Genomic DNA, 12,667 nt, shown 5'->3' on the forward strand with positions numbered 1-12,667 from the left:
GGATTCAGTCGACAAGGTCGATGGAGTGGGAGAGGAAGTCGCCAGGCTCACGAAGCTCGTTGGCCTTGCTGCGGGCGACTCCCAGGTCCCTGAGGCTCTCGCGCATGAGGCGCGAGAAGTCGTCGAGTTCCGTCTTCAACCCGGCGAGGTTCTCCGGCGTCAGGGCCGGGTGGTCCTCCCCTTGGGCATCCGCTTCGCGAAGGGGGTCGGTGACGGTGTCGAGCCGGGTCTCGACGAGCCGGTTGTAGGCGTGATGGTTGTTGCTCTGCTTGCCATTGGCGGTTGGCGCGCTGAGGTGGGCCGGCAGCTCGAACAGGCGCGCGTAGACCTCGGTCACGGGCAGGAAGATGATGTTGAGGCCCTGGTTGATGTTGTACCTGGCCTGCTGGAGGAGGAGCAGCTTGCCCGCTCCATCATCCAGCTTGAAGAAGGCGTTGTGCAGAGCGCCCATCGGGATGATGTGGTGTGCGTTGAACGCCCAGGGTTTGCTCTTGCTCTTGAAGTTCCCTCCGCTGCCCTTCATCCACCAGGTCGTCCTGGCCCGGGGCTGGCTGGGGTCCGGCTTCTTGTCCTTGAGGATGAGGGTGCCGGACTTGCGCTCGCGCAGGAACCGGGCCCGAGCGGAGCCCTCGGTGGCGAAGTCGAGGTTGTACCAGGCCGTGTCATTGGCCAGGTGGTACTTGAGGCCATTCTCCCGGTGGTCGTGCCCAGGGACGGCGCACTTCCACCGAAAGCCCCCGTTCGCGTACGTCTCCTTCTCCCACTTGCAGCGGGTGACGCACCCCTCGCCTTCGCCCTCCTTGTGCGACTCGTGGCTCTTGAGCTCCTCGATATGGTCCTGCTTGCTCTTCGGCTGCTCGCTCATGGCGCTCCCTCTCGGGGCTGGGAGGGGGGAGGCTCCAGGACGAAGGCCCCCCGGCTCTCATCGTCATCCAGCAGGGCCACCAGGATGTCCTGGGGCCCGGCGTAGTTCCGGGCGAAGCCCCGGACGCCCATGCAGATGGAAGCGGCGCCTGTCGCGGCACCTATCTCGCCGCAGTGTTCGGGCGGGTACCACTGCGGGAAGGTGGCGGGGAGCTTCGCATCGGCGAGGCGGACCAGGGCCGTGCCGAAGTCCCGGGCCCGGACGTTGTCCCCGTTGAGGTTGACGATGACCCGCCCTACGTCGCGGGCGCGCGGAGCGGAGACCGTGAGACAGGCGGCCATTGCGGCGAAGAGCGCTGCTCCGTGCGGCGGCGGAGTCGAGAAGCGGTGCTGCGTCTCCCGCGTGGCGGCATGGGGACCCAGCAGTCCTTGGATGGCGGCTCCGCGCGCGCGCGCGGCGTCCACCCGCTCCAGCAGCACGAACGCGGAGGCCTCTCCCGGGAAGAAGCCAGTGACGGCTCCGACCCCGCGGGTGAGCCCCAGCTCGTAGACCTGGGTGAGGGGCTCGCCATGGACGAAGGAGTCGATGCCGCCGACGAGGCACCGGTCCAGGACGCGTGTCTGCAGCCACTGCACCGCCTGAGCGAGGCCGCTCATGAAGGTCGCGGCCCCGCCGGTGAAGCAGGCCTGGGTCTGCGCGGGAAGCGCCAGCGAGTGCAGCGCGAGCAGCTCCCGAGGCATGCGCTGCTTCAGCTGCTCACGGGCCTCTCGGACCTCGGCGAGCAGCTCCTGTTGCTCGGCCGCCTCGTCCTCGGGGGCGAGCGCGGCGAGGCTGGCCCGTAGATGGGCAGACTCATAGAAGTCACCTGGCAGGTTCAGCACGAGGCCGGTCCTCGGCAGGTGCTCGCCTCGCAGCCCGGACTGCCCGAGAAGGTCCCCCAGGGCCAGCTCCCCCAGCCGGAGCAGGCGGGCGAAGCCGTCGAAGCCGTTGGTGGCGCCGTGGACCACATGGCCCCTCAAGGGCACGGTCTCCAGCGTGTCGACGTCGGACTCCTCCAGCGCGAGCTCCGAGCGCCGGCTCAGCCCCGCGCGGGCGGAGGCACAGCTGGAGATGACGTTCATCCCGATGGCCGACACCATGCCCAGGCCGGTGATGGCGATGCCCCGAGGCAGTTGCGCCTGGGGACGTGAGGCGACGGTCGTCGTCATGCGAGGGGCCCCTGGGTGAAGGCGAGGCCGAACGTCTCGGGCAGGGCCCGCAGCGCCGCGAGCTGCCGGGTGCCGAAGGTCCGCGTCGGTGGCCACCAGGTGCCGCGGCTGCGCAGCGTCAGCTCCAGCGCCAGCGTGTGTCGGCGCCGCATGGGGGCCTCCAGCAGAGCTCCCCGCAGCGCCTCCCCGGTGAAGGGGCTGCCGTACAGGTAGCGGCGCGAGGGCTGGAAGTGCTTGCGGTTCTCGGACCACCACGCAGCCACCGCGCCGGGCTGGGGCTGGGGCAGCGCATGCTCGGGTTTGAGTAACAGGTCCTCGTCGAACCCGCCCTCGTCCGTGTCGGAGGGCTCGGCCGGAGGGGCGACGAAGGGGCCCTCCAGACGCAGCCCGGTGATGGCGCAGAAGGCTTCGGCCGCCAGAGGCGCCACGGCCTCGGTTCCCAGCCAGTCCAGACAGGCGTCGGCGCTGGAGACGCGTCCGCTGAAGCCCAGGGCCCACAGTGCGTCGGGAAGGTGCCCTGGCAGGGCGAGCAGACCGCGCACGTGCCCCAGGTCCCGTTCGTCCCCGCCCAGGGCCAGGAGCAGCGCGGGTAGGCGCAACCGGGGGGCGCGCTCCACCACCGCCTTCTGACAGGCGGTCCATGCGGCGCGTTGCCCTTGCAGCAGCCCTGCTTCGATGGCCGCGTCCCGCACCTCGAAATCAGCAGAGGCCAGGGCACGCGGGAGGCACTCCGGGGCTGGCTGGAGCCGGAGCCTTCCACTGGCGCGCACGGCGGCGGCCAGCACCTGGGGATGCTCGTGCCGTAGCAGGTGCGCCAGCCTCGCTCCTGGGTCCATGCCGTGCGCGCGGAGTACGTCCAGGCTCAGCGCCCGCAGGCGGGTCTCCTGATGGTCCAGCAAGGCCAGAACCCAGGAGGGAAGGGCGTGGGGCTCGAGCAACTCCAGCGCCCGGCCCAGGGCCGCCAGGACGGGAGGTGCCGCCGTCTCGAGCGCCGCACGTACCGCTTCACCGCCACCAGCGGGGACGTCCTCGGTCAGCAGCACATGCGCGGCCGCGGCCACCCGCTCCGCCTCGTCCGACTCCAGCGCCGGCACGAGCAGCCTCGTGGCCACCGGAGCGCCTCCCAACCGCAACGCATCCAGGCGCGCGAGCAGTCGCTCCTCATCCGAGAGGGTCTCCGTCAGCACATAGTCGGGTGCCAGCAGTGAGCGCTCCCACTGGCTCCAGAGGAACGCGGCCTCGTCGAGGTGCTCCTCGTAGTTCCCCCAGTTGATGATGAGTTCCGCGCGCATCCGCCGCGCCTCTCAGACGTGCTTCTTGCACACGCCACACTTGGGCTTGTCTTCGGTGTCACTGCTGGCGATGACAGGCCCTTGCACGAGAGGGAAGGGAGGCGTGTTCTTGTCGTTGTGGAGCATCAGGTCGAAGGCGCGCGCCACGTTCTTGCCCTCGAACTTCACGTCGAAGGAAAAGTTGACGAACTCGGCCTTGCCCTGGGTCTTGCTGGAGGCCACGCCTCCGCCAGCGGTGCCGGCCTCGTCGCCGGTGCTTGTCTTGAAGTTGGAGTCCTTGACGCACACCGGGTTGCCGGCCACGGACACCTTCTTGGTGCCCTTGTCGGTGTCCGAGGACTGGGCGACGTTGGGGTAAGGGATGGGGACGGGCCCGCCGGGGCTGGGCGTCTTGCACACATCCGGGAATGCGGTGGTGACGCCGCCGCTGTCCTTGGTGACCACGGACATCTTGTTCACACCGGTATTGACGGGCACGAAGGTCTCCTCCGCGAGAAGGTCAGGATACCGCGTCGGGGACACACGGCGCGAGCACCCGGTGGAGCATCCGTCCGCTTCTCGGTGTCACAGCCGGACTGCCCGCCCTCCCGCTCAGGCGGGCCTCTTCCGGACGGGACGGTCAACGCCCTCGGCGGTGACTCGCAGGGCGCGCACGTCATGGAGCCCCTCCCCCAGCGGGACATGCCCGCGCCACAGCAGCGACACCTGCTCCGCGTCGAGGTCGAGGATGACGGTGTCCAGGCGCAGTTCGGGGGAGATGTCCGCGCCGCCTCTCAGCCGCACCGTGACGACGGGGGTGGGCTGCCCGGGGAACGAGAAGGCGAGCCGGCCTCGGGGCGAGGCACCCGCGATGACCACGGACTCGTTCCCCTTCAAGTAGCCGGGGGCGATGAGCCCTGGGGCTGCCGCGTTGAAGAAGCGCCGGTCGAAGTCCTTGGGCAGCAGGGGCTTACGTGTCGTGTTCCAGGCCTCGTCATACGTTCCGGTGTACTTCGCGCGTGGCTGCCAGTGCGGCGAGGTGAACCCGAAGCCGATGGGTGTCACCCGCTGGCCGAACTCGCGAAGCGGCTCCGCCGGGTCCTCCAGATTGGGCAGCTTCAGCCCTTCCTCGAAGTGGCGCGGGCTGGCGCGAAAGCCCGTGCCCACGGGGTTGCGCGGCTCGAAGGTGGGCCTGGCCGGGTCAGTGCGATCCCATCCGCCGAAGGCGCGCTCCCAGGTGAGAGGCAACTTCTCGAAGGGCAGGGGTTTCGTCGCGGCCACACGGCCCATGCTTCTGAACCAGGTCCGCTCGCCCACCACGCGCACCACCTTCTTCAGCGGTCCCACTTGAAGCGCCACCAGCACCTCCGTGGCGCCCTTGTGCGGCGCGTGGGCATGGCCGAGGAGCGCCACGTCAGTGGCGGGCTTGATGAAGGCACCCTCTGGCTCGTACTTGTCGCTGGACTCGCCGGGCTTGCCCCAGGCCTCGCCTCCCCATCTCACGGGGAGTTGCTTCTCCGCGAGCGTCAGCCCCGCGTCACCGATGGAGTAAGTGGCCTTCACCACGAGCAGCAGCAGCGGCCGACCCTCCTCGTCCGAGAGGCCCGTGAACTCGAAGGTGAACGGGGTTTCGTTCGTGTGGGTGGGGTGTCCCATGGCGCTCTGTCTCGTCGGGCCCGGGGCCCGGGCCGCTCGGGCGGAAGGCGGCAGTGTAGCAGTGCATTTCCAGGGAAGGCCCAGTCCTCATGGGCAGCAGCCCGGCGGCGCCCCCTGAATTCCCAGCCACCGCGTGCGCAATGGCGAGCACCTTGTCCGGTTCCGTGTTTCCGCTGCTGAGACGCATTGCAGCTCACGGCGGGGGCTGGTTGAGGCGATCCGCCAGGCATGATCTGCTCAGGGGGCCGACCGGTTCTCGAGGGCTTGCGTCGACGCATCTCTCGGGTACTGCGATTGAGTCGAGAGACGGGTCAGGTGCATCCGCGCGAGTCCCGAGCACCTCGGGGGTTCGCTCGCAACCCATGACATCCCATGCGGGCCACTGGCCGGCCCATCCGGCGCTGGCCCCTGGCTTGACTCCCACCGGGCACCTGTATTTCGTGTGCCCATGACGATCCTCCTGGATGACGGCACGGGCCTTCGCGAACTCACGGCCGAAGCGGCGCGCAAGTGGTTCGGCCTGACGGGCGGAGAGCTTCCCCAGCACATCGATGACACCTGTATCGACCTCTTCGCGGCCTCACGTGACAAGGCCTACAGCCGCCACAAGCAAAAGGAGTTCCTGTCGGACATCGAGGCGTTCCATTACGCCCGCAAGGGCATCAAGATCGCCCTGAAGAACCTGGAAGGCTACGAGGACCACCTGGGGTCGCAACAGGTGACGGACGACCTGGTCCGTGAGGTCCTCGGAATCGAGCGAGGGGGGAAGATCTCGAAGAAGCTGTTGAAGTCCGTCGGGCAGGTCATCGCCACCCTGCTGGCCGAGGAACAGCTCTACATCGAGGAGTGCCGCGCCTCCCTGAACGAGCAGCTCGACTGGCACCTGACGGGACGCGTGGACAAGAGCCAGGTTCCGTCCCAGAAGCTGGAGCGGATCTACTCGTTCATCCAGAGCGAGCCGGAGCACTCCAAGGCCAAGGACAAGGCCAAGAACGTCTACTACGAGCCCATCCGCACCCGGCTGATGAGCATGGGGTTCGTCGTGCCGCCTCGAGGCATCGCCATGGGCGGGGTGTTCCCCGAGAAGGACTGGCTCAGGGACCTCCCCGAGTCCACGTTCCTGCAAAGGGCCAAGGACGTCACGGACGAGCTCGTGCAACGCTATCACCTCATCGGGGATGAGCCCGATTCGCTGATCCGCATGCTGGTTCCCAAGGAGGAACGCTGGAAGCATGTGCGGGATGCGCTTTCGTCCGCGGTGGGCTGCCTGTGTGTTTCGTGGACACGGCACAGGGCCATGGGGAAGACCGTGTACGTGCCCATCCTGGGCCTGTCCGGCGTCGTCGAACAGGACCCGACTCCGTCGTTCTTCCAGAAGTACTGTCGACACCTGGGGCTGCCGAGCTGGCAGCCAGACCCCGGCATCCCCGAGGTGGGCGCGTACGCGGAGAGCGAGGAGCTCAAGGCACAGCGGACCCTGACGGGACGGGCTCAACAGGCCGCAAGGCAGTATCTGCAACCGAAGAACAAGCCAACCACTGGCTCTCCGGAAGAAGAGTTGGTGAAGACCTACAGGACCGCCAAGGCCAAGACGGACAGCATGGTCATCGATGAGTCCCGGGGCTATCGCGAGTTCAAGAAGGCGAAGCAGATCCAATACGAGCTCGAGGTCAACTACGAGACGATGCTGGAGCGCACGAACCTCGTGGCCTTGGGCTACCACGCTCGTTCAGGGCTCAAGCTGCGCACGCCTTCGCGTCAGGCTCTCTTCAGCTACGTCTCCTTCCGGGAGAACAAGAAGAGTCAGGACTTGAAGCTCGATGTTCTCAACGATGGCGGGCAGGGGGTGGACCTATGGGTCGCCGGATGGCACACGTTGAGCTGCGCCGAGCCCGCCGCGCTCATGATGGCCTCGTCGTACTTCAACGAAGGCTGCGACGTGCTCATCTGCTTCCCCTACGAGGGCTTCAACGAGACAGGCGAATTCCGCAACCGGCCCAAGGAGACCTGCCCCTGGTGCGCCGCTGTCGAGCTTGGCTTCCGCAGCCTCAGCGAGAACCCGGGGGGGGTGGAAACGAGTGTCGGGAAGGGCGTATGGCTGACGCAGAACACGCTGACGCTGCAGGACGAGTCCCAGGGCTTCCTGTCCGTGAAGGAGGATTTCAATGCCTTCGATGACGACAATCCCATCATGGAGCAGACGCGGACGACCCTCCGAGGACGCGAGTCGAGCCGGCTCGTGAAGAACAAGGACCTCGAGCTCGTCGCCTACAGCCCCGCCGTCGAGACGAAGGTCGGCCGACTGCGGTCGATGTATCACCTGCTGGGACTGCTCAACAGCGAGGTCGTGGCCCTGGACCGACCGTTGTATGGCCACGTGGGTGACGGCACGCTGTGGCAATTCCTCAGGTGAGCCAGGGGCCCACCTGCTAGCCCGCGCCCTGTCCCGGAGGCAGCCGGGGCAGCCAGGCGATGAACGTCGTGCCCTGGCCCTCTCGGGAGGTCACGTCGACCGTGCCCCCGTGGGACTCGACGATGTGCTTCACGATGAAGAGCCCCAGGCCGATGCTGCGCCCCGCGTTGGAGTCGCCCGTCCGTGCCCGCTGCAGCGGACGGAAGAGCCGCTCCTTGGCGTCGTCGGGAATGGGGGGGCCCTCGTTGTGGACGCACAGCATGACCCGTGACGCTTCACCGTGGACGCGCACCGTCACGCGGGAGTCGCCGGGACTGTATTGGAGCGCGTTGCCCACCAGGTTGCCGAGCATCTGCGCGATGCGGTCCGGGTCCCACTCACCAGCGGCGTCCCCGTCCGACTCCACGCGGAACCTCCGCTCGGAGTGGCTCATCTGCAGCTCGTCAATCACCTGCTGCGTCAGCTCGTGCAGGTCCACGGGGCGACGGTGGATGGGCAGCCCTCCGCCCAGGCGCACCTGGGTGAGGTCCAGCAGGTCGTGTGTCATCCTCACGGCGCGCTCCGCGGAGGCCTGGATGCGCAGCACCGAGCGCAGGGTCCGCTCGTTCAGATCCTCCCGCCGGGCCAGCACGGAGGCGCCCAACTGAATCGCGCTGAGCGGGTTGCGCAGGTCATGGCTGACGATGCCGATGAGCTGCTGCTCGAACTCCGCGCGACGGCGGGCCTCGGCCTCCTGACGCTTCTGTTCGGACAACTCATGTGCGACGACGGCGATGCCCACCGGCTGACCCGTCCGGGCGTGGGTGAGGGTGGAGACGGTGTAGAGGACGGGGACGCGCGCGCCCGTCTGGAGGTTGCGCACCAGGAGCTCTCCCGCCCAGCGTCCCTGGGCCGCCACGGTGCGCAGCAGCGTGTCCCGGATGAAGGGGTGTTCCTCCTCCGGGAAGTAGTCCAGGAGCGCGGTGCGGCGCACCGCCTCCATCCCCGTCACGCCCATCATCCGCTGTCCCGCCTCGTTGAGGTAGGTGACGCGGCCCTCGGTGTCGGCGATTCCAATCGCATCCGAGCTCTGCTCCACCACGACAGCCAGGGCCTGCCGTGACTGCTCGACCTGACGCTGTTCCTCGCGCGCCCTGGACACGGCGAGGTTGCCCTCCACGCGCGCCAGCAGCTCCCGCGCGGAGAAGGGCTTCACCAGATAATCGTTGGCGCCGGCCTCCAGCCCCTCGACGGTGGCCTCCTCACCCGCGCGGGCGGACAGGAGGATGACGGGGATGTCCGCGGTGGATGGCGACTCGCGCAGCGCGCGCAGCAGCCCGAAGCCGTCCACCCCCGGCATCATCACGTCGCTGAGCACCAGGTCCGGCCGCCGGGCCCGCACCTGCTCCAGCGCGTCGTGGCCGTTGGCGGCCGTCTCCACCGTGTAGCGTCCCCCCAGCAGTCGCTGGACGTAGTCCCGCATGTCCGCGTTGTCGTCCACCAGGAGCACCCGGGCGCCGGCCTGGGAGGGCCGGGGCACGTCCAGGAGGGCCGAGGTGTCCTCGGTGGCGGAGGGCTGCTGGGCACCGAGCCACGCCTCCGCTTCGCTGACGAAGGCGGGGAGGCTGGTGTGGTGGGGCGGCCCTTCCGTCGTCAGGTGGTCGGCGGGAAGGTGCGCGTTGCCACGGGGCAGCCGGACCGTGAAGGTGCTGCCTTCGCCCTCGGTGCTGCGGACGGTGAGCGACCCACCGTGCAGCTTCACCAGCTCCTGCACCAACGCCAGGCCGATGCCGCTGCCCTCGTAGCTCCGGCCCCGGGCCCCCTGCACGCGGTGGAAGCGCTCGAAGACGCGCGGCAGCTCCGCTTCGGGAATGCCCGTGCCGGTGTCCGTCACCGACACCTCCACCCCGTCGTCATGCGCCGCGCAGGCGACGCGAATCTCCCCGGCGAAGGTGAACTTGAAGGCGTTGGAGAGCAGGTTGAGGATGACCTTCTCCCACAGCTCCCGGTCCACCCAGATGGGCTCCGACATCGGCTGGCATGACACGACGAGCTTCATGCCGGAGCGCTCCACCATGGAGCGGAAGGCGCTGGCCAGGTCCGAGGTGAGCGCGCCCAGGTCCGTGGGCGCGAAGGCGGCCCGCGCTCGGCCCGCTTCGATGCGGGAGAAGTCGAGCAGCGTGTTGACCAGCTTCAAGAGGCGCAGGCCGTTGCGATGCACCGTCTCCTGGCGCTGGCGCTGGCTCGGGCCCAGCGGCTCCTCGGAGTCTTGGAGGCCGTCCTCCACGGGCCCCAGCATCAGCGTCAGGGGCGTGCGGAACTCGTGGGACACGTTGCTGAAGAAGGTCGTCTTGGCGCGGTCCAGCTCCGCCAGCGCCTCCGTCCGGCGGCGCTCCTCCTCCCGGGCGCGCGCGGTGGACACGGCTGTCGTCACACCGCTGGCCACCAGCTCCAGGAAGCGGCGGTAGGCCTCATCCAGCGCCCGGCGCGGGCTGACTCCGAGCACCAGGAAGCCCAGCGGCCGAGCGTGTCCGGGCCGGGGCATGGGCAGCACGAGCACCGTGGTGGTCGCCTCCGGCCAGGGGCCGCCCGGCAGCGGGCCCAGGGCCCCGGGAAGCCGCTCCAGCCGCAGCGGCTCCCCCGTCCGCGCCACGTGGGCCAGGGGCCAGGTGTCCGGAGCGGACTCCTCCTCCAGGGCGATTTGGGACGGGGCCGCGCGGCTGTCCGGCGTCACGCCGCTGGTGGCGACGAGGCGCGCCGCCCTCCCCGCGGCGTCGGTGAGGTACAGCAACGCCAGGGGAACGTCGCTCGGGTTGCCCGCGAGCACGCGCGCCGTCTCGCGGCAGGTGGCCTCTGGCGTCTCTTGTCCCAGGGCCGCGGCGCCCAGCGCGGACAGGGTGCGCAGCCGCCGTTCGTTGAGCACGCGCTCGGTCGTCTCCGTGAGGGCGGCGAAGATGCCGCCCACGCCGCCGGATTCGTCGCGGATGGGACTGTGGCTGTAGGAGAAGTAGCACTCCTCCACGTAGCCGTTGCGGTCCAGCGGCATCATCAAGTCTTCCACGCGGATGGGCTCTCCGGTGGCCTGGATGCGCTCCCAGCCGGGCGCGAGGAAGGTGCTCCACACCTCCGGCCAGGTGAGGGCGGCCTCCTGCCCCAGCGCCGCGGGATGCTTCGTCGCGCCGCAGATGGGCCGGTAGGCGTCGTTGTACATCTGCACGTACCTGGGACCCCACGCCAGGTAGAGCGGGTAGTTGGACGCGAGCACGATGCCCACCGTGGTGCGCAGGGATTGTGGCCAGGTCTCCACGGGGCCCAGGGCTGTTCGCGCCCAGTCGATTCGCCGCAGCAATGCGCCGCATTCGCCGCCGCCACGCAACACCTCCTCCACGGCCTGGGAGCCCTTCATGAGGTCCGCTCCCGCGACGCGTTCGTGCCGGGCACTTTGCAGGGCAGGCTCACCGTGAAGGTGGCGCCCTGGCCCGGAGTGCTCCGCGCTTCGATGGTTCCCCCGAGAGCCCGGACGTTCTGCCGTGCGATGTACAGCCCCAGGCCCAGCCCGCCGTAGTGCCGCGCGGAGACGGCGCGCTCGAACTTCTCGAAGATGCGGTCCATGGCCGCGGGGGGGATGCCAATGCCTTCGTCGCGGACGCTGAGCCAGGCGTGCTCCGCCGTCCTGCCGGCCCGCAGATGGACGGGACGACCCTCGCCATACTTGAGGGCGTTGGAGAGGAGGTTCGACAACGCCTGCTCCAGCAGCCCCCGGTCCCACTGGCCCACCACCCCGTCGTCCACCTCCACGTGGAGGGGCGTCCCGGTGCGCTGGGCCTCACGTGCGAAGCGCGCGGCCACCGCGTGGACCAGCGCCCTCAGCGCCACGGGCTCCAGCGCCAGACGCGGCGGTCCGCCGCTGATGAGCGTCATGTCCAGCAGCTCGCCCACCAGGGTCGACAGCCGCTTCACCTGCCGCAGCATGACCTCCAGGTCCGCCGGCAGTCGCTCCAACAGCTCCGGGCCCCGCCGCTCCTGGGCCGCGCGCGCCAGCATCTGCAGCTTCAGGTGGAGCGGCGTCAGCGGCGTCTTGAGCTCGTGGCTGGCCACGGTGAGGAACTCATCGCGCAGCCGGATGGCCTCGTCCATGGAGACCAGCAGCCGCTCGCGCTCTTGTTCGACCTGCTTGCGCTCGGAGATGTCGATGACCGAGCCGATGTAGCCCAGGAACTCGCCGGCCGGCCCGAAGCGGGGGCTGGCCGAGTCGATGGCCCACCGGTACTCACCGTCCTCACGCCGCAGCCGGTAGTCAATCCGGAAGGGGCTGTGCACCGCGTTGGCGGCGAGGAACACGGCCCCTGAACGCTCGGCGTCGTCGGGATGCACGGCCTTGAGCCAGCCAAAGCCCAGGCTCTCTTCCTCCGTCTGTCCGGTGAACTCGTACCAGCTCCGGCTGAGGTAGAGGCTGTGGCCGGTGACGTCCGTCACCCACAGCATCACCGGCGCGTGGTCCGCCATGTTCCGGAAGCGGGCCTCGCTCTCCTGGAGCGCCCGTTGGAACGCCTTCTGCGCGGTGACCTCTCGCATGGTGACGAAGACCCTATCGCCGCGCTCACTCGAAGGCCGAGTCACTGTGAGCATCACGTCGATGTGGCGGCCCCCCACCGTCCGGATGACGGTCTCCATCTCCAGCCTTGTGCCGCCTTCCCAGAACATGACGAGCTCGTCGGTGAAGGCCGTCATCGTCTCCGGGAGGAAGAGGCGGGACAGGGAGCCCATCGCCTCTTCCCGGCTGCGGGCTTCGAGCAGGCGCACCGTGGCCTCATTCACGGCCACGACTTCCACCCACCCCACGGCCTCCATCACGAACTCAGGATGCTCCGCGAGCCAGGCCCGCAGGTCCCGGACGCCCGAGGCACGCAGCGCGTCGAGCGCGCTCGTCACGGCGGTGAAATCCTCCTCCCACAGGGAGACGTCCACGCCATCGAACAGCTCCTGGTGGCGGATGTCTCCGGCTGTTTCAGCCCGACCCAAATGTGCCTCCTCCGTGCCCGTCTCGGGGGGACTGAGTACCAGCGTGGCCGCGTTCGCCGTGTCTCAAAGATGCTGGAGTCACCAGGAGTCAACGAACAGGCGTCAACCAGATGACGAGGGGACGAACGCCTGCCTGGAGGGCCCTGAGGGTCACCCGTTCGAACGCCCGCCTTCCAGGCTGTCTCCGCCCTTCGCTGGCGAGCCGCCCACGGAGGAGAAGGCGCCCAGGAACTCGCCCACCGGGCCAGGGACG

8 protein-coding genes are annotated in these 12,667 nt (G+C 69.0%); 1 reads left to right on the top strand and 7 read right to left on the bottom strand.

Annotated elements, in window-relative coordinates:
* Positions 1-4: 4 nt before the first annotated feature.
* The 5 genes from ACN469_RS11770 to ACN469_RS11790 all read right to left on the bottom strand — a co-directional run bounded on the left by ACN469_RS11770 (position 5) and on the right by ACN469_RS11790 (position 5,000).
* The gene (locus tag ACN469_RS11770) at positions 5-865 is read right to left on the bottom strand and encodes an AHH domain-containing protein (protein WP_498767177.1); all 861 of its coding nucleotides are present in this window, start codon (positions 863-865) and stop codon (positions 5-7) included.
* Entirely contained in the window at positions 862-2,073 is a 1,212-nt protein-coding gene (locus ACN469_RS11775; protein WP_498767178.1) for a hypothetical protein, read from the bottom strand. Before ACN469_RS11775 ends, ACN469_RS11770 begins: the two co-directional genes overlap by 4 nt.
* Positions 2,070-3,365 carry a TIGR02270 family protein gene (locus tag ACN469_RS11780; RefSeq protein ID WP_498767180.1) on the bottom strand — a complete coding sequence of 432 codons (1,296 nt, stop codon included), beginning with the start codon at positions 3,363-3,365 and terminating at the stop codon, positions 2,070-2,072. Before ACN469_RS11780 ends, ACN469_RS11775 begins: the two co-directional genes overlap by 4 nt.
* 12 nt (positions 3,366-3,377) lie before the next feature.
* Positions 3,378-3,815, bottom strand: coding sequence for a DUF4150 domain-containing protein (locus ACN469_RS11785; protein ID WP_498767301.1), 438 nt, complete (start codon positions 3,813-3,815; stop codon positions 3,378-3,380).
* 141 nt (positions 3,816-3,956) lie between these two features.
* Complete coding sequence (locus tag ACN469_RS11790; RefSeq protein WP_498767182.1) at positions 3,957-5,000, bottom strand: DUF2169 family type VI secretion system accessory protein; 1,044 nt, start codon at positions 4,998-5,000, stop codon at positions 3,957-3,959.
* Between the two features lie 448 nt (positions 5,001-5,448).
* Between ACN469_RS11790 and ACN469_RS11795 the strand changes: the two genes are divergently transcribed.
* Complete coding sequence (locus tag ACN469_RS11795; protein ID WP_498767184.1) at positions 5,449-7,413, top strand: hypothetical protein; 1,965 nt, start codon at positions 5,449-5,451, stop codon at positions 7,411-7,413.
* Positions 7,414-7,429: 16 nt separating this feature from the next.
* Here ACN469_RS11795 and ACN469_RS11800 read toward each other — a convergent pair whose 3' ends face one another.
* Positions 7,430-10,798: an ATP-binding protein gene (locus ACN469_RS11800; RefSeq protein ID WP_498767186.1), complete on the bottom strand. Its 3,369-nt coding sequence runs from the start codon at positions 10,796-10,798 to the stop codon at positions 7,430-7,432.
* A complete protein-coding gene (locus ACN469_RS11805) occupies positions 10,795-12,414 on the bottom strand; it encodes a sensor histidine kinase (RefSeq protein ID WP_498767188.1) in 1,620 nt (539 codons plus the stop codon). The genes ACN469_RS11800 and ACN469_RS11805 overlap by 4 nt, the downstream gene beginning before the upstream one ends.
* Positions 12,415-12,667: the final 253 nt, after the last annotated feature.

The sequence above is a fragment of the Corallococcus terminator genome, from assembly GCF_049194865.1.
Taxonomy (GTDB): Bacteria; Myxococcota; Myxococcia; order Myxococcales; family Myxococcaceae; genus Myxococcus; species Myxococcus terminator_A.